This is a genomic window from Arthrobacter sp. TE12232 (assembly GCF_054062615.1).
In genome coordinates this window covers 785,233-802,271 of sequence record NZ_JBSSFK010000001.1, presented here as the reverse complement: position 1 = coordinate 802,271, position 17,039 = coordinate 785,233, and the positions used below count along the sequence as shown (strand labels likewise).

Sequence of the window (17,039 nt, the reverse complement as noted above, 5' to 3'; positions counted from 1 at the left end):
CCCCCACCCCGGTGTAGCGCGTTCTCAGGTCAGGCGAGGTCAGGTCGCCTCAGGCCATGGCTTTTGCCTTGAGCGAATCAAACTCGGTCTGGCTGATGGCTCCGGAATCGAGCAGCGCCTTGGCGTCGGCGATCTGAGCGGCCGGAGTGGATGTCGTGCCTGCGGCCTGCTTGATGTACTCCTGTTGGGCGGCCTGCTGCTGGGCCACTCGGGCCATCTGCCGCTCGGCCATGCTGCGGCCCCGGGCGATCAGGTAAATGAAGGCGCCGAGCCAGGGCAAGAAGATCATCAATAGCGCCCAGCCGGCCTTGGCCCAGCCACTGAGCGTGTGGTCGCTGAACATGTCAAACAAGCAGCGGAAATACACCGTCAATGCGGCGATCCAGATGAAGAACCAGAAACTCCACACCAAGATGTCCCAGAAGCTAGTGGTGCCCATCGATACTCCTCCCATCGTGTCCGCCACAGCCTGACTCAGCGCTTCCAGCACGAATACGGCTGGAACGGCGGAACATCCACTGAGGTCTGATGCAGACCTCAATGGTCAGCCTGCCCGGAGTGGGGACGCGACACATCACCTGCGAAGGATGAGGTGTCGCCTGCAGCCCCCTAGAAGGGCCTGCAGCTGCCTAGAAGGAGTGCTCCGGGCCGGGGAAATGGCCGGAGCGCACGTCCTCGCCGTACGCCTTGGCGGCGTTGGTGAGCGAGGTCCGCAGGTCGGCGTACTGCTTGACGAATTTCGCCATCTTTCCGCCGCGCAGGCCCGCCATGTCCTGCCAGACCAAAACCTGTCCCGTGGTGGCGTTGCCGGCCCCGATGCCGACCGTGGGGACGTCGACGGCGGCGTCGACGGCGGCCGCCGTGGCGGCGGGGACCATTTCCATGAGCACGCAGAACGCGCCGGCGTCGGCCAGCGCGACGGCGTCCTCGATCAGGCGTGCGGCGTCATCGCCGCGGCCCTGGACCCGGTAGCCGCCGAGGGCGTGCTCGCTCTGCGGGGTGAAGCCGATATGGGCCATGACCGGGATGCCGGCCTGAACCATGGCGCGGACGGTGTCGGCGTAGAACTTCCCGCCTTCGATCTTGACGGCATGGGCCAGTCCCTCCTTAAGGAACCGCACGCCGGTGGCGACGGCCTGCTGGGCGGAGACCTCGTAGCTGCCGAAGGGCAGGTCTGCGACCACCAGGGCGCGCCGCGCGGAGCGGGCCACGGCCCGGCACAGCGGCAGGAGCTCGTCCACCGTCACGGGCAGGCTGGTCTCGTTGCCGAAGACGTTGTTGGAGGCCGAATCGCCCACCAGCAGGACCTCGATGCCCGCCTGGTCAAAGATCTCCGCGGTGTACTGGTCGTAGGCGGTGAGCATGGCGAAGTGCTCACCCCTGGCCTTGGCCTCGTGCAGATGGTGGGTGCGGATCCGTGCCACCGGCTTCCGGGAAACCTCCGGTGCTCCGGTAACGCCGGCCGCGGCGCCTGCGGAAGCCGCCGTCGGCCCGTTGCCGTAAGGGGCGGGAAGTTCGGCGGGCGTGCTGGAATCGGAGCTGTTGCTGGTGGCCATGCCACGAGCGTAATGGGATACCGGGCACCACAGCTACCGGGGAGCTGGCCGGCGCCGGTGAATCACGTCACACGGGCTGCCCCCGCGGCTGCGCACTCCCGCCGGGAGGCGCGAAATTCTCCGACTTTGTGTTAACGGTGTGTTACGCGGAGGGCCGGCTTCAGCAATCGGTGCCAATGCTTAGTAAAGTGAACCGTGAGCAGCCGCGGGGCCCATGAAAGGCGGGCCTGGGGCACGGATGGAAGAACCGGAAAGAGGCCAGTATGGACCGCCAGCAAGAGTTTGTCCTGCGGACGATCGAAGAGCGCGATGTGCGGTTTGTGCGTCTGTGGTTTACCGACGTCGTGGGATCGCTCAAGTCCGTGGCTCTTGCCCCGGCCGAGGTGGAAGGCGCCTTCGAAGAAGGACTCGGCTTTGACGGGTCCTCGATCGAGGGCCTGGCCCGCGTCTTTGAATCGGACATGCTCGCCCAGCCTGATCCGGCCACGTTCCAGATCCTGCCCTGGCGCGGTGAGACGGAGGCGACCTCGCGGATGTTCTGCGACATCCTGACGCCCGACGGCGAGCCCTCCGCCGCGGATCCGCGCAACGTCCTCAAGCGCACCCTCGCCAAGGCCGCGGACATGGGCTTCACCTGCTACACCCACCCCGAAATCGAGTTCTACCTGCTCAAGTCCCAGGAACCGGGCCCCGATGGCTCTCCCGTCCCGGTGGATGAGGGCGGGTACTTCGACCATGTCCCGGGCGGCGTCGCCCAGGACTTCCGCCGGACCGCCGTGACCATGCTCGAATCCGTGGGCATCTCGGTGGAATTCAGCCATCACGAGGCCGGCCCGGGCCAGAACGAGATCGACCTCCGCTACGCGGACGCCCTGCAGACCGCGGACAACATCATGACGTTCCGGACGGTAATCAAGGAAGTCGCGTTGCAGCAGGGCACCTATGCCACCTTCATGCCCAAGCCATTCACGGCCCACCCGGGCTCCGGCATGCACACACACTTCTCGCTCTTCGAAGGCGACACGAACGCCTTTTACGAGGCCGGTTCCGAGTTCCAGCTCTCCGAGACCGCGCGCCAGTTCATTGCCGGCATCCTCAAGCACGCGCCCGAATTCACGGCCGTCACCAACCAGTTCGTGAACTCCTACAAGCGGCTGTGGGGCGGGGGTGAGGCGCCGAGCTACCTGAGCTGGGGCCACAACAACCGCTCCGCGCTGGTCCGCGTCCCGTTGTACAAGCCCGGCAAGGGCCAGTCCGCGCGGATCGAATACCGTGGCATCGACTCCGCCGCCAACCCCTACCTGGCCTACGCCGTGCTCCTCGGCGCCGGCCTCAAGGGCATCGAAGAGGGCTACCAGCTCCCCGCCGCGGCGGAGGACGACATCTGGTCGCTGAGCTCGGCCGAGCGCCGCGCCATGGGGCACGATCCGCTGCCGGCGAGCCTGCACGACGCCATCCGGACCATGGAAGACTCCGAACTCATGCCGCAGATCCTCGGCGAGCAGGTCTTCGAGCACTTCCTGCGCAACAAGCGTGCGGAATGGCAGGACTACCGCCTCCAGGTCACGCCCTACGAGCTGCAGCGCAATCTCGGCATTCTGTAGGCGGCCCCGGTGAGCCTGGCACGACGCCTCATAGCCGCCGGCTTCAGTGATCTCGACAAGGGGGAACGGTTCCTGGCAGCCCGGGAACTGGAGGGGCTCGACCAGGACGCCCTCTTTGCCGGGCTGCAGCTGGCGGCTAACCCGGACACGGCCCTGCAGTCCCTGGTCCGGCTGATCGAGAAGCACCCGCAGCTGCGCAAGCTCGCCGTCGCGGATCCGGAAGCCAGCGAACCGCTGTACCGGGTGTTGGGTGCCTCCGAGGCGCTGGGCGAATTCCTCATCCGCCACCCCGAGCACCTTGACGCCTTCGCCGCCCGTGTCAGCCCGGAACCGCTGGCCGCGGACCCGGCAGCCCTCCGGGCCCGGCTGCTGCAGTCAGTGCGGGCGGATCCGAAGTCTGCCCGGCCGGTGGCGGCCCTCAGCGGGCAGGAAGCCTACGCCGCCCTGCGGACGGCATACCGGCGCGGGCTCGTGGAACTCGCCATCAAGGACCTGTGCGCGGCCGATCCCCTCGATTTCATGCCGGCTGCCGGTGCGGAACTCGCGGACCTTGCCGGCGCCGCCCTGGAGGCGGCCCTCGCCGTGTCCCGGGCCGAGGCGGCGGAGAAGTTCGACGCCAAGGAGGTCGCCGACGTCGGGCTTGCCGTGATCGGCATGGGCAAGTGCGGCGCCCGCGAACTGAACTATATTTCCGACGTCGACGTCATCTACGTGATCGATTCCGGCACTTTGGAGGACGTCCGGGCAACCATGATCGGCACGGCCCTCGCCTCGGGTATTTCGCGGGCGATCATGTCCACGAGCCGCGAACCAGGGCTGTGGGAAGTGGACGCGAACCTGCGGCCGGAGGGCAAGTCCGGCCCACTGGTCCGGACCCTGGCCTCGCACGAGAGCTACTATGCGCGCTGGGCCGAGAGCTGGGAATTCCAGGCCCTGCTGAAGGCCCGGACCATCGCCGGCGACGCCGCGCTGGGGGCACGCTATGAGGCCGCCGTGACGCCGTTGATCTGGTCCTCGGCCGGCCGGGAAGGCTTTGTCGAATCCGTCCGTGCCATGCGCCGCCGCGTCACCGAGCACATCCCGGCCGATGAAGAACAGCGGCAGATCAAGCTGGGCCGCGGGGGACTGCGCGACGTCGAATTCACCGTGCAGCTTCTGCAGCTTGTGCACGGCAAGTCCGATGAATCGTTGCGCTGCCGGGACACCACGTCCGCCATCGCCGCCCTGTCCGCCGGCGGGTACATCGGCCGCTCGGACGCCGCGGAATTCGACCGCGACTACCGCTACTTGCGGCTCCTCGAGCACCGGATCCAGCTCTTCCAGCTGCGCCGGACCCACCTCATGCCGGTCAATGAAGCGTCGCTGCGCTCCCTTGCCAAGGCCGTGTTGGGTCCGTTCTCCACCGAGCGGCCCAAACCGGACGCCCTCGTAGGCGCGTGGCGAAAGACCAAGCGCTCCGTCCGCGAACTCCACGAACGCATCTTCTACCGCCCCCTGCTCAACACGGTTGCGACGCTGAGCAGCGAAGAGGCCCGCCTCACTCCGGAAGCCGCCCAAGGCCGGCTCGCGGCCCTGGGCTACCTCGATCCCCGCGGCGCCATGCGGCACATCGAGGCCCTCACCGCCGGGGTCAGCCGCCGCGCGGCGCTCCAGCGCCAACTGCTGCCGATCCTGCTGGACTGGCTCGCCGACGGCGTGGATCCCGACGGCGGTCTGCTCGCCTTCCGGCGCGTCAGCGAGGCGCTCGGCACGACGCACTGGTACCTGGGCATGCTCCGCGATTCGACGGCGGCGGCAGAGCGGCTCTGCCATGTGCTCGCCAACTCCCGGTTGATCGCGGACCTGCTGGAGGTCTCGCCGGAGTCTGTGGCGTGGCTCGGTACCGACAAAGAGCTTGTCCCGTTTAGCTTCGAATCCCAGTGGCTCGAGATCGCCTCGAAGATGTCCCGGCACGCGGACCCGGAGAGCGCCATGCGGCTGATCCGGCTGATCCGGCGCCGCGAAATCCTCCGCATCGCCATCGCGGACAGTGCCGGACTGCTGGATCAGGACCAGGTGGGCGAAGCCCTCGCCGACACCGACCGGGCAGCCGTCCTGGGGGCGCTGCGCGTGGCGGAGACGATCATCACTGCCGAGGAACCGCTCAAGACGCACGTGCTGGTGGTGGCGATGGGCCGGCAAGGGGGCCGGGAGATCGGCTACGGCTCAGACGCCGACGTCATGTACGTACACCGGGGATTGCCCGGCGTCCCCGAAGAGGAAGCGCAGGCGCAGGCCTCGCAGATCGTGGGCAAGCTCTCAAGCTTGCTGACCCAGCCGCTCAAACCGGCGATCTTGGCCGAACGCGTGCTGTCCGTCGACGCGGACCTGCGCCCGGAGGGCAAGAGCGGGCCCATGGTGCGTTCCCTGGAGTCCTATGCCGAGTACTACCGCCGGTGGTCTCTCGTCTGGGAGGCCCAGGCGTTGCTGCGGGCGCGCCCGATGGCCGGCGACGACGCCCTGGCGGAGGACTTCATCGCCCTGATCGATCCGATCCGCTACCCGGAGTCGTTGTCGGACCAGGACGTGCGGGAGGTCCGGCGGGTCAAGGCCAGGGTCGAGGCGGAGCGCCTGCCGCGCGGCGCCGACCCGGCCCGGCACCTGAAGCTGGGCCGCGGCGGCCTGAGCGACGTCGAATGGCTGGCCCAGCTGCTCCAGCTTCGGCACGCCGGCAAGCACCCGGAGCTGCGGACCACCTCCACCGTGGAGGCCCTTGAAGCGGCCGCGGCGCTGGACCTGATCGACGCCGGCGACGTCGTGATTTTGCTCCGGGCGTGGCGGCTGGCGAGTCGGATCCGTTCGGCCAATGTCATCTGGACCGGCCGGACCTCGGACCTGCTGCCCTCCTCCCGCCGCGACCTCGAAGCCGTGGCACGGTGGTGCGGCTATGGGCAAGGCAACGCCGCGGAGCTCGAAGAGGATTACCTGCGGCTGAGCCGGCGTGCACGGTCGGTTTTCGAACGGACCTTCTATGGTCAGTAGCGCCGATCGGCGGCCTGCCGGTCACTGACACACGCCGTACTGACACATGCCGCCGCCCGGTGCTACCTTGGGCGGATGGCCAGGCAACTGTTTGTGAACCTCCCCGTCCGGAATCTCGATACGACCGTTGAGTTCTTCACCGCACTGGGTTTCTCCTTCAACCCGGACTTCACCGATGAGAACGCCACCTGCATGATCGTCAACGACGGCGCGTACGTGATGTTGCTCGTCGAGTCCTACTTCAAGACCTTCACCTCCAAGTCGGTGGCCCCCACGGCGGACGCCGCCGAGGTCATCATGTCCTTCTCCTTGGAGAGCCGTGAGGCCGTGGATGCGGTCATCCGGACGGCGCTGACCTCCGGAGGCAAGGCATCGGAGGAGGCCCAGGACTACGGCTTCATGTACACGCACAGCTTCCAGGACCCGGACGGCCACCTCTGGGAGGTCTTCTGGATGGATCCGACCGGCCCGCCGAAGGACGCCGCACTGTAGCTGACTTCAGCCGCAAGCCGCTCGAGGCGGCAGGCGCTGCCGGCATGGGTACGCTGGCTACATGGCTGAACACGTGTGGCTGCTGCCCATCAAGAACCTCGATGACGACGCCCGGGCCGTCAAGCTGGGGGAGATCGCGCTGCTGGAACTCGGCGAAGGCCAGCGAAAATTTGTTGGCGACCCGTTGCGGATGATGCTGATTGCACTGGAAGAAGAGTCCCGGTACCCGTTCGCCGTGGACGTCAACGGAACGGCCGTGGGCGTGCTCACGCTCCAGCGGGGCGCCGCGACCCTGGCGGGCTGGCCCGACGACGACTCTGTCTGGCTCCTGCGGGGCTTCCTGATTAGCCGGCAACATCAGGGCCGGGGGCTGGGCACCCTCGCAGCCGATGCCGCCGTGCGGGAGGCAGCCAAACTGACGGCCGGCCTCGGAACCGGCCAGGCCGGCGTCGTGCTCTCCGTCAACGAAGGGAACCCCGGCGGCCTCGCCGCCTACCGCAAGGCCGGCTTCGAGGACCGCGGCCGCTACGACGGCGGCGACGCCGGCCCGCAACGCATCATGTACCGGGCGTTCTGACCGGAAGCGCACCTTGACCGGTACGCCGGGTGCGTCAGTTGATCGAAAGCGCTGATTTGGGGAGTGCGCACCCCGCACGATGCTACTGCGCCCCCTTGGTGCCGGCGGAGGTCCTGGAGGTCGTGGTGTAGCCGGTCTTGGCGCCGGTGACCTTGACGGTGATGGTCCGTCCCAGATCGCCGGAGGGGACCACATAGGTGGCAGCCGTGGCGCCAACGACCGCAGTCCCGGAGTGGTACCACTGGTAGCTCAGGGTAACCGGGGACACGGCCCAAGCGCCGGGCACGGCGGTGAGGGTGGAACCCACCTTCGCGGTACCGGTGATGATCGGTACCGGGCCGTAGGTGATTTTGGCTGCCCGCCAAAAGGCGGTGAGGTACGTTCTCCCCAGGAACTCGTCGCCGGTCCGGGAGAAATGGAACGCGTCACCGTCGTTCACACCCCCGGCCATGGACGGTGCGAACGCGGTGTAAGCGACGCGTGAGGGGGTTCCCTTGTGTGACTTGTCAACGTTGGCCAAACCCGGTTGGGCCGCGATTCCCTCCGGCGCCAGGCCCCCCACCACAAAGGGCAGTTGAGGGGCGGCCAGTTGGGATCGGAAGTACCCTATGAGCTCGTCAAGCTTCGCACTGTATGCCGAGGTCGACATCCACCAGTTGCCTTCGCCTTGGTGCCAGAGGATGCCCTTGAGCTTCACGGTGTAGCCCGCCGCCACGGCCGCCGCGATCCCTTCGCGGGTCTGTGTAACTGCCAGCGCGGGGAGGTCGAATTCCGGGGCGGAGGCGGTGCCTACATTCCAGGTCGGGGTTCCCACGCTGTTGGTAAACGCAGTGGCGCCGCGCGCCGCGGGGATGATGAGAACTCCGACGTTGGCGGGCTGGTTTTTCACGTACCCGCGGGCAAAGGTCGTTGCGGGGGAGATGCCTTTGGCGACGTCGAGCATGTCCAAGGGGATAGTGGCATTCCGGAATGTGCGTAGCTTCGCGCCGTACTGGAATATCCTCGGGTCCGCCGGATCATCTGTGGTGCCGCTGGGGAGGCCGCGGCCGGACATGTTTGACTGCCCGACAGCTAAGAACACATCCAGGACGGTGACCTTGGTCGCTGCCTGTGCAGGCGTCACGCCCGCGAGCATAAGGGCAGAAACTGTGAGGCCGACCAGTAGTCCTTGAATCCAGGTTGTAAGTCTTTTCACGGATCTCACTTCCCACGCTAGGCAGGGACGGCCAGCACCGACAACTAGCCACCGTTCGGCAACAGCGACGCGACCCGGGCCAGCCGGGAAGGCCATTGTGGCCCAAGAACCTTCGGCTTTCCTTGAACCTCCCGGCAACGCCGACTGTGGACCGCCGCAGAACTCACGCAACAAAAGGCCGGCCCCAGGTGGTGAACCTGGTGCCGGCCTTTGATGTGTCCAGGGTCTTGCGGACCCCTTGCGGGCTAAACGCTGTCTAGCCCTGTGATCTGGCTAGACGCCGTAGTAGAGCTCGAACTCGTACGGGTTCGGGCGCAGCGAGAGCGGACGGATCTCGTTCTCATACTTGTACTCGATCCAGGTGTCGATCAGGTCCTGGGTGAAGACGCCGCCGGCCTGCAGGAACTCGTTGTCCTCGGCCAGTGCCTCCAGGGCTTCCTCGAGGGTGCCCGGAGCCTTGGGGATGTCCTTGGCTTCTTCGGCGGGGAGCTCGTAGAGGTCCTTGTCGATCGGAGCCGGGGGTTCGATCCGGTTGCGGATGCCGTCAATGCCGGCCATCAGCTGGGCAGCGAATGCCAGGTACGGGTTGGAGGAGGGGTCCGGAGCGCGGAACTCGATGCGCTTGGCCTTCGGGTTGGAGCCCGTGATCGGGATGCGGATACCGGCGGAGCGGTTGCCCTGCGAGTAGACCATGTTGACCGGGGCTTCGAAGCCCTTGACCAGGCGGCGGTAGGAGTTAACCGTCGGGTTGGTGAAGGCGAGCACTGCGGAGGAGTGCTTCAGCAGGCCACCGATGTACCAGCGGGCGGTGTCGGACAGGCCGGCGTAGCCCTTCTCGTCGTAGAAGAGCGGCTCGCCGCCGGTCCACAGCGACTGGTGGCAGTGCATGCCCGAGCCGTTGTCACCGAAGACCGGCTTGGGCATGAAGGTCACGGACTTGCCCCAGGCGTCGGCAGTGTTCTTGATGACGTACTTGAACTTCTGCAGGTCATCAGCCGCGTGGGTCAGGGTGGTGAACTTGTAGTTGATTTCAGCCTGGCCGGCGGAACCGACCTCGTGGTGGCTGCGCTCGACCTCAAGGCCGGCCTCGTCCAGCGCAACACACATGGCGTCGCGGAGGTCGGCCTGCTTGTCGGTGGGGGAGACGGGGAAGTAGCCGCCCTTGACCGGGGTCTTGTAGCCGAGGTTGCCGCCCTCTTCCTCACGGCCGGTGTTCCAGTGGGCTTCCTCGGAGTCGATCTTGTAGAAGCTGCCCTGCGGGGAGGACTGGTACTGGACGTTGTCGAACACGAAGAACTCGGCCTCGGGGGCGAAGAAGGCGGTGTCGGCGATGCCGGTGGAGGCGAGGTAGGCTTCGGCCTTCTCGGCCACGCCGCGGGGGTCGCGGTGGTACGGATCGCCAGTGCGGGGGTTCACGATCGAGAAGTTCAGCGCAAGGGTCTTTTCCATGCGGAACGTGTCGAGGAATGCCGTGGTCACGTCCGGGATGAGCTGCATGTCAGACTCGGCGATGCCCTGGAAGCCGCGGATCGAAGACCCGTCGAAGAGCTGGCCATTGACGAAGAAGTCGGCATCAACGCTCTTGGCGGGCACGTTGAAGTGCTGCTGAACGCCAGGAAGATCGGTGAAGCGGATGTCGACGAATTTGATGTCTTCGTCTTTGATGAACTTGAGGACTTCGTCCGCAGTCTTGAACATTATGCTCCTTACGCATATGAAAGATCTGGCCGTCAGGCACATTGGTCCAGGGCAGTCCAACAGCGGGAAGGCAAAAAAGCATCCCCGCTTCTGAACCGCTAGCAACTGTTACCACCCTAAGGACATGGGGTTTCCCCGCAGTGTCCGTATTGTTTCGGGGAGGTTACAGAACGCCCTGACAGGTAAACGCTAGTCGCCGGTCCACAGTGTGACCTATCCAGTTCCATAGTGTGACACAGGGCCGCCCACACTGTGGACGGCCCTGACCCGATAAGCTTGGACGGTGGTAGATCGCAAAGACATCGGTTCATGGCTCAGCGGGCCGGACACATCCGGCATCTCCAAGTACCCGGGGGAACGGCTTGGACTGCCCGAGGCCGGGCCAGGCTCGATCGCCCGTGCGGGCCGCCGCATTTTGGCGATCTGCATCGACTGGGGCATCGCGCTGCTGATCAGCAATTTCGCCTTCGCTGGCGACTCCTGGGCCACGCTGGCCGTGTTTGCCGTCGAACAGATCCTCCTCGTCGGCACCCTCGGCTACAGCATCGGCCACCGGATCGTAAGCATCCACGTGCTGCGCTTGGGCGGCGGCCCGGCGGGCCCGCTCGCGGCCTTGGTGCGCACACTTCTGCTGTGCCTCGTCATTCCGGCCGTCATCTTCGACCCGGACCAGCGCGGACTGCAGGACAAAGCCATGAATACCGTGCTCGTCCGGATGTAGCTCCTGCCCGCGTCCGACGGCGGTCCCAGGCTGTCAGTGCGGGGCGTTCCCTCGTCGTTTGCGACGTATGGCCGGTCGGCCGCTACCTCTTGGCTGCGGTTCTCCACGAATGGCCGTCAAACTTCCCGGGATAGCGGCCATATGCGTCAGATGGGCGCAGCGGTGTTGCCAGGGCGCACAGAACCCGAGGTCCCGGGCGGAACTAGACGCCCGCCGTCTCCTGGGCCGGCGTCCGCGCAGCCTGGCCGACCTGCTCACCCAGGTGGCCGCGGCGCCCGGCCCAGCGTTCAAACCAGACCGTCGCGAACGGGAAGACGGCGGAGACGCCCGCGAGCACGGCAACCTTGAACGGCCAGCGAAGCATCGCCCACAGACTCAACACCGCGATGGCATAGCCGATGAAGAACGCCCCGTGGATCGGACCAGCAACCTCCACGCCCAGTTCCGTCGTCCGCGTCACCCACTTGAGGACCATGCCCGTCAGCAGTGCGGCCCAGCTGAACGCTTCGGCAATCGCCAGCCACCGGAAAACGCGGATCATGGCGGCGGTCGATGGAAGTTTCATGCGGGTCTCCTGGATCCTGAAGTTCTTGGTGCTGACGGTCGTGTTGCGGGCGTCGTGGCCGGTCGCCGTCGGGCGGTCATGGAAAAGCCCCGGCTGGCAGCCTGAAGGGGGCGCGAACCGGGGCGATCCTGTACAGCCGGCGTGCAGTGCTGCCTATGAGGCTGCGGGCAGGGCCTAGCGTCCGCGGGTCGGGCGGGCCTTGTAGGGATCGATGCCCTTCGGGATGGGGAGGCGACCGCCGAGCGAGGAAATACGCTTGGACACGGCACTGATCTCGGTCTTTGTCAGTTCGCCCTTGAGCTTGTTCATCTTCTTGGCGAGCTGGCTGAGCGGCACCTGGCCCTCGCCGCGGCCACTTTCGATCACGTGGATTGTGACGTTGGGCAGGATGCGTGAGAGCCGCTTGCGTTCGGCGTCGACCAGCGGCTTGACCCGGTTGCTGGGACCTTCACTGACAAGCACGACGCCGGGACGGCCGATGGCGCGGAAGACGGCGTCCTGTGTGCGGGGGTTGACAGCAACGGGCTGATCCTCGGTGATCCAGCCGCGCTTGAGCGTGCCCAGCGCGGCACCTGAGGCGCCCGGCTGGCCCTCGATCTGCGCGAACGCGGCGCGCTCGGCGCGGCGGGACAGGATCAAGGTTGCGGCAATGGCGCCCAGCGCGATGCCGATGATCAGGCCGGTGATCCAGTTATCGAGCAGGAAGCCGACCAGGAGGCTGGCGGCGACAACGCCCAGGAACGCCAGCAGCATGAGCCACGGAACCATGGGATCGTGGCGGCGCGTCATCTGGAAGACCTCGCCGATCTGCTTCAGCCGGCTCGGCTTCTTGGCCTTTGCTTCCTTGGGCTTGCGGGAGAAAAGACCGCGCTTCGGAGCATCGGAAGCCGGGCTGGAGCTGCTGGAGTCAGGGGAATTCGCCATAGTGCCTTAATTCTACGTGATTCATGGCTAAGGGCCGGACGCCGGAATCATCCGGTGCCGGCCCCTAAGTGGAAGGGTTCTAGAACAGGATTCAGGAATGCGCGGCGAGGATGGAGCTGGCTTCCTGGCGGGTGCTGCCGGAGCTTTCGATGTGGGCGAGTTGGGCCGGGATTTCCCAGCCTTTCTTGCGCATCGCGGTGGCCCAGAGCCGGCCGGCGCGGTAGGAGGAGCGCACCAGGGGTCCGGACATGACGCCCAGGAAGCCGATCTCGTCCGCTTCCTGCTGCAGGTCCACGAATTCCTGCGGCTTGACCCAGCGGTCCACCGGCAGGTGCCGTTCGGACGGGCGCAGGTACTGGGTGATCGTGATGAGGTCGCAGCCGGCCTCGTGCAGGTCCCGCAGGGCCTCGGAAATCTCGTCGCGGGTCTCGCCCATGCCCAGGATCAGGTTGGACTTGGTCACCATGCCCAGCTTGCGGCCCTGGGTGATGACGTCCAGGGACCGCTCGTAGCGGAACGCGGGACGGATCCGCTTGAAGATCCGCGGCACGGTTTCGACGTTGTGGGCGAAGACCTCGGGCTTGGAGTCGCAGATCGCCGCGATGTGCTCGGGCTTGCCGGAGAAGTCCGGGATCAGCAGTTCGACGCCGGTGCCCGGGTTCAGCTCGTGGATCTTGCGGACCGTCTCGGCGTAGAGCCAGACGCCCTCGTCGGCGAGGTCATCGCGGGCCACCCCGGTCACGGTGGCATAGCGCAGGGCCATGGACTGCACCGAGCGGGCCACCTTGGTGGGCTCGAAGACGTCCACCGGGGAGGGCTTGCCGGTGTCGATCTGGCAGAAGTCGCAGCGGCGCGTGCATTCGGAGCCGCCGATCAGGAAGGTGGCTTCCTTGTCTTCCCAGCATTCGAAGATGTTGGGGCAGCCGGCCTCTTCACACACCGTGTGGAGGCCTTCCTTCTTGACGAGGTTCTTGAGCTGGACGAACTCGGGGCCCATCTGGACCTTGGCCTTGATCCATTCCGGCTTACGCTCCACCGGTGTGGCCGCATTGCGCTGCTCAATGCGCAGCATCTTCCGGCCTTCTGGTGCCAGTGTCACAGTAGAGCTCCTTCTGGGGTTGCAACTAGGGCTTCTTCATTGTTGCGCAGTTCTTCGATGATCCGCGACACGAGGTCCGCCGGGGTGACGTCCCTGCCGGTTTCCTGGGCGACCGTGGTGACTCCGGCGTCGGTGATGCCACAGGCGATGATCTGGCCGTAGGGCGCGAGATCGTTATTGCAGTTGATCGCGAAGCCGTGCATGGTGACGCCCTCGGAGACGCGGATGCCGATGGCTGCGATTTTGCGGTCCGGGCCCTTCGCGTCCTGCTCGATCCAGACACCGGCGCGGCCCTTGATGCGAACGGCCTCGATGCCGTAGTCCGCCAGGACTGCAATGATCACCGCTTCCAAGCGCTCCACGTAGTCGCGGATGCCGGCCTTGTTCTTCAGCTTGATGATCGGGTAGCCCACCAGCTGGCCCGGGCCATGCCAAGTAAGCTTGCCGCCGCGGTCCACCGCCACAACGGGAGTCCCGTCAAAGGGCCGTTCATGGTCTTCGGTGCGCTTGCCGGCGGTATAAACGGCCGAGTGTTCGAGCAGCAGTACGGTGCTGGGAGCGGTGCCGGCGAGGACTTTTTCGTGCAGTTCGCGCTGGATCTCCCAGCCGCGGGTGTAATCGATGAAGTCCGGGGCGAGACCCAGCTGGTTGAACTCAAGAGTCATGGCATCAAGCTTAGACCCCGCCCGGCGTCGTTCCCGATTGTGTGCTTAAGCTCTCATGCCTGTGGATAACTTCTGCGGCATTCCGCCGGATCGGCTATTCCTTGGGTATGGAAGATTCCGCAATGGCCGGAAGTCCGGCCCCCATAGTGAGAGGCTACGACGTCGGCCGTTGCCTGGGCGTCGGCGGCAGCGCTACGGTCTGGCTCGTGACCGAACAGTCCACCCGCCGCGACTTCGCCCTCAAATGCTTTGACACCGGCGCCGGCACCGCGGCGGAGGACGCGGAAACGGAAGCGGCGATCCGGCGTGAAGTCCGTATCCTGTCCGCACTGGAGCATGACCACCTGGTCCGCGCCCACGCAGTGGTTCGCCTGCGGCGGCCTCATGAGGCGGGAGAGGGCGGCCTCGGGCTGGCGCTCGACTACGCTCCCGGCGGCTCGCTGGCGGCGCTCGTCGCGGGCCGGGGACGCCTGGGGCCCGGCGAGACGGTGACAGTCCTGACGCCGATCGCTCAGGCCCTGGCGTACCTTCACGGCCAAGGGTTCACCCATGGCGATGTGGCCCCCGGCAACGTGCTGTTCACCGCCTCCGGCAAACCCCTGCTCGCCGATCTGGGGGTCGCACGAATGGTGGCCGACGCCACCTCGACCGTGGAAGTCGGCACCGATGGATTCCGTGATCCGGCCCCGGCGGACGCGGTGCGGGCCGGCCTTCAGCCGGAACGGGACGTTTACTCGCTCGCGGCCCTGGGCTGGTACTGCCTGACCGGACGGGCTCCAGAGCCCGGTGCGCAGCGGCCGCCCCTCCGCCTCCTCGTCCCTGAGGTTCCGGCCGCGTTGGTGGCAGCCCTCGAAGCCGGACTCAACGAGGACCGGAGGCAGCGTCCCTCGGCCGCAGACCTGGCCGCCGCGGTCTACCGCAGCAGCACGGCAGAGCCTGTGGACCTCTCTATCACCGTCCATCCGACGGTCATTCCACAATTGCTCACCCGCCGGGATATGCAGCCCGGGCCGCGCAGGCGCCGGCCGGGGACGCTCCGGCCGGGGAGGCGCCGGCCGGGGAGGCGCCGGCCGGGGACGCTCCGGCGGCACGGGCGCGGGTTGGCACCCGCCGGGGGCTTCCTGCGCAGGAAGCAGCCGGGTTCAGCACCGGAACAGTCATGGCGATCCCGCTCTGGAACGCCCGGTCCGTGGCGGCGCCCGGGCGCCACCGGGGCGGCCGGAGCCCACCGAGGCTTCCGAAGGACCCCCGCACGACGGGCGGTTTCGCTCAGTCTCGTGGCTCTCGTTCTGCTGGCCGGCACGTGGCTGCTGGCCGGCGGTGCGCCGGCACGCGACGCCGTCGCTGGACTATTTTCCGCGCTCGGGGCCGACGGCGGTGCGGGCCCCGGCTCGCCGGTGCCGGCGGAACCTACCGGCGCTGCAGGGACGGCGGCTGAGCCGTCGCCCGGCCCGGCAGACGAGACGCCGACGGCCGGCGGCGGGGAAAGCCCTGTACGCCCGGATCTGGAGGCACTGCTGGCCTCGACGGACCCCGCAGAGGCCGTCCGCGGTCTCGCCCGGCTCCGCTCGCTCGCGTTCACCTCCGGGGACTTCGGCCTGCTCGACGCCGTCAATGCTCCGGCGTCGGCCGCCGCTGTTGCCGACGAGAGGATCAGGACGCAGCTCAGCGCGGCCGGCCATGTCCTGGCCGGATTCTCGACCGCCTTGACCAGGATCGAAACGGCCGCGGACAGCAGCCCCGACCGGGCCGTGGTGGCAATCACGACGGAGTCCTCCGGGTACAAGGAGCTTGACGGCGGCGGGAACGTGGTGGGACAGGTTCCCCCCGCCGCCGCACAGCAGCTTGAGCTTGTCCTCGTGCCGGTCGACGGACGCTGGCGGATTGCCGAGATCCTCCCCGGGGATCCTGACGCCGGCTAACCGGAGGAGGCGTGCTGCCTCCGGTTAGCTCCGTCCGATGAGCCGTGTCCGGCCGGCAGGGTTGAGGTCAGTCCCGGCCGGCCACCCACGCCGTGGCCTTGGCGAGTGAGGGGTGCTGCCATTCGAAGCCGTTCCCGGCCAGGACAGCCGGCTCCAGCCGCTGGCTCGCCAGCAGCAATTCCTCGGCCAGCTGGCCCATCACCAGCCGCAGCACCGGGGCGGGAACCCGCAGCACCGCAGGGCGGTGCAGCGCCTCCGCCAGTTGCGAGATCAGGGAGTTCACATCGGCGGTTTCGGGGGCGCTGACGTTCACCGGCCCGGACACCGGGGATGTGAGCAGGAAGGACAGGGCGCCCGCCACGTCCGGCAAGGTCACCCACGGCCAGTACTGCCTGCCGTTGCCGAGCGGGCCACCGACGCCGAGGCGCAGCAGCGGCATGAGCCGGCCCAGCGCGCCCCCGGAGCGGCTGAGGACGACGCCGGTTCGGGGCGTGACCACGCGGATGCCCGGGGGAGCCTCATGTGCCGCGGCCTCCCAGTCGACGCAGATCCGCGCGAGCGTGCCCGTGCCGGCAGGCGCGGTCTCGCGCAGCACCACGGACCCTGCGTTGCCGTAGTAGCCGGATGCCGACTGGCTGAGGAAGACTGCCGGAGGCATGTCCTGCCGGGCCATCGCCGTCGTCAAAGTTTGCGTCGCGCCCAACCGGGAGCTGCGAAGCTCCTCAATCCGTGCCCGCGTCCAGGGCCGGTCGCCTATACCGGCGCCGGAGAGGTTGACCACCGCGTCCGCGCCCTTCAACGCGGTGTCATCGATCCGGCCGGCGGCCGGATCCCACTGGAACTCGGCCGGCGAGGTGGGGGGACGCCTGACCAGGGCGACGACGTCGTGCCCTTCGCTGCGCAGTGCGTTGGAAAGGGCGGTTCCGATCAGCCCGGAGGCTCCGGCAACAAGGATTCGCATGATCCATCTCACCACGCCCGGCACGGCGGCGAAACCTTC

At 67.2% G+C, this 17,039-nt stretch carries 15 protein-coding genes; 6 read left to right on the top strand and 9 right to left on the bottom strand.

From position 1 onward, the window contains the following. Positions 1 to 49: 49 nt before the first annotated feature. Together ACVWZ7_RS03560 and panB are read right to left on the bottom strand one after the other, a co-directional pair. A complete protein-coding gene (locus tag ACVWZ7_RS03560) occupies positions 50 to 439 on the bottom strand; it encodes a PLDc N-terminal domain-containing protein (protein WP_456507006.1) in 390 nt (129 codons plus the stop codon). 190 nt (positions 440 to 629) lie between these two features. After that, positions 630 to 1,556 carry a 3-methyl-2-oxobutanoate hydroxymethyltransferase gene (panB, locus tag ACVWZ7_RS03555; RefSeq protein WP_456507005.1) on the bottom strand — a complete coding sequence of 309 codons (927 nt, stop codon included), beginning with the start codon at positions 1,554 to 1,556 and terminating at the stop codon, positions 630 to 632. Positions 1,557 to 1,819: 263 nt separating this feature from the next. Here panB and glnA (ACVWZ7_RS03550) point away from each other — a divergent pair, with 263 nt between their 5' ends. From glnA (ACVWZ7_RS03550) to ACVWZ7_RS03535, 4 genes are all read left to right on the top strand, one after another. Beyond that, on the top strand, positions 1,820 to 3,160 hold the full coding sequence (gene glnA, locus ACVWZ7_RS03550) for a type I glutamate--ammonia ligase (protein ID WP_018772372.1): 1,341 nt from the start codon (positions 1,820 to 1,822) through the stop codon (positions 3,158 to 3,160). Positions 3,161 to 3,169: 9 nt separating this feature from the next. Beyond that, the gene (locus tag ACVWZ7_RS03545) at positions 3,170 to 6,181 is read left to right on the top strand and encodes a bifunctional [glutamine synthetase] adenylyltransferase/[glutamine synthetase]-adenylyl-L-tyrosine phosphorylase (RefSeq protein WP_456507004.1); all 3,012 of its coding nucleotides are present in this window, start codon (positions 3,170 to 3,172) and stop codon (positions 6,179 to 6,181) included. 75 nt (positions 6,182 to 6,256) lie between these two features. Continuing rightward, positions 6,257 to 6,673, top strand: coding sequence for a VOC family protein (locus ACVWZ7_RS03540; RefSeq protein WP_456507003.1), 417 nt, complete (start codon positions 6,257 to 6,259; stop codon positions 6,671 to 6,673). Between the two features lie 61 nt (positions 6,674 to 6,734). Continuing rightward, positions 6,735 to 7,250, top strand: a complete 516-nt coding sequence (locus ACVWZ7_RS03535) for a GNAT family N-acetyltransferase (protein ID WP_456507002.1) — start codon at positions 6,735 to 6,737, stop codon at positions 7,248 to 7,250. Positions 7,251 to 7,332: 82 nt separating this feature from the next. Here the strand turns inward: ACVWZ7_RS03535 and ACVWZ7_RS03530 are convergent, their stop codons facing one another. Next, positions 7,333 to 8,373, bottom strand: coding sequence for a sialate O-acetylesterase (locus ACVWZ7_RS03530; RefSeq protein ID WP_456507001.1), 1,041 nt, complete (start codon positions 8,371 to 8,373; stop codon positions 7,333 to 7,335). 345 nt (positions 8,374 to 8,718) lie between these two features. Then, the gene (glnA, locus tag ACVWZ7_RS03525) at positions 8,719 to 10,143 is read right to left on the bottom strand and encodes a type I glutamate--ammonia ligase (protein ID WP_091255168.1); all 1,425 of its coding nucleotides are present in this window, start codon (positions 10,141 to 10,143) and stop codon (positions 8,719 to 8,721) included. Between the two features lie 283 nt (positions 10,144 to 10,426). Here glnA (ACVWZ7_RS03525) and ACVWZ7_RS03520 point away from each other — a divergent pair, with 283 nt between their 5' ends. After that, positions 10,427 to 10,864: an RDD family protein gene (locus ACVWZ7_RS03520; RefSeq protein WP_456507000.1), complete on the top strand. Its 438-nt coding sequence runs from the start codon at positions 10,427 to 10,429 to the stop codon at positions 10,862 to 10,864. 202 nt (positions 10,865 to 11,066) lie between these two features. Here the strand turns inward: ACVWZ7_RS03520 and ACVWZ7_RS03515 are convergent, their stop codons facing one another. The 4 genes from ACVWZ7_RS03515 to lipB form a co-directional block, all read right to left on the bottom strand. Beyond that, on the bottom strand, positions 11,067 to 11,429 hold the full coding sequence (locus tag ACVWZ7_RS03515; RefSeq protein ID WP_456506999.1) for a DUF3817 domain-containing protein: 363 nt from the start codon (positions 11,427 to 11,429) through the stop codon (positions 11,067 to 11,069). Positions 11,430 to 11,603: 174 nt separating this feature from the next. After that, positions 11,604 to 12,353 (bottom strand): DUF4191 domain-containing protein, encoded by a 750-nt coding sequence (locus ACVWZ7_RS03510; RefSeq protein ID WP_344362124.1) that lies wholly within the window; start codon positions 12,351 to 12,353, stop codon positions 11,604 to 11,606. Positions 12,354 to 12,444: 91 nt separating this feature from the next. Continuing rightward, positions 12,445 to 13,452, bottom strand: coding sequence for a lipoyl synthase (gene lipA, locus ACVWZ7_RS03505; protein WP_456506998.1), 1,008 nt, complete (start codon positions 13,450 to 13,452; stop codon positions 12,445 to 12,447). Next, a complete protein-coding gene (lipB, locus tag ACVWZ7_RS03500) occupies positions 13,449 to 14,117 on the bottom strand; it encodes a lipoyl(octanoyl) transferase LipB (RefSeq protein ID WP_456506997.1) in 669 nt (222 codons plus the stop codon). The genes lipA and lipB overlap by 4 nt, the downstream gene beginning before the upstream one ends. Positions 14,118 to 14,323: 206 nt before the next feature. On the opposite strand from lipB, the gene ACVWZ7_RS03495 reads away from it, so the two are divergent. Next, positions 14,324 to 16,039, top strand: coding sequence for a serine/threonine-protein kinase (locus ACVWZ7_RS03495; protein WP_456506996.1), 1,716 nt, complete (start codon positions 14,324 to 14,326; stop codon positions 16,037 to 16,039). Between the two features lie 67 nt (positions 16,040 to 16,106). Here ACVWZ7_RS03495 and ACVWZ7_RS03490 read toward each other — a convergent pair whose 3' ends face one another. Next, positions 16,107 to 17,000 (bottom strand): TIGR01777 family oxidoreductase, encoded by an 894-nt coding sequence (locus ACVWZ7_RS03490; protein WP_456506995.1) that lies wholly within the window; start codon positions 16,998 to 17,000, stop codon positions 16,107 to 16,109. Positions 17,001 to 17,039: the final 39 nt, after the last annotated feature.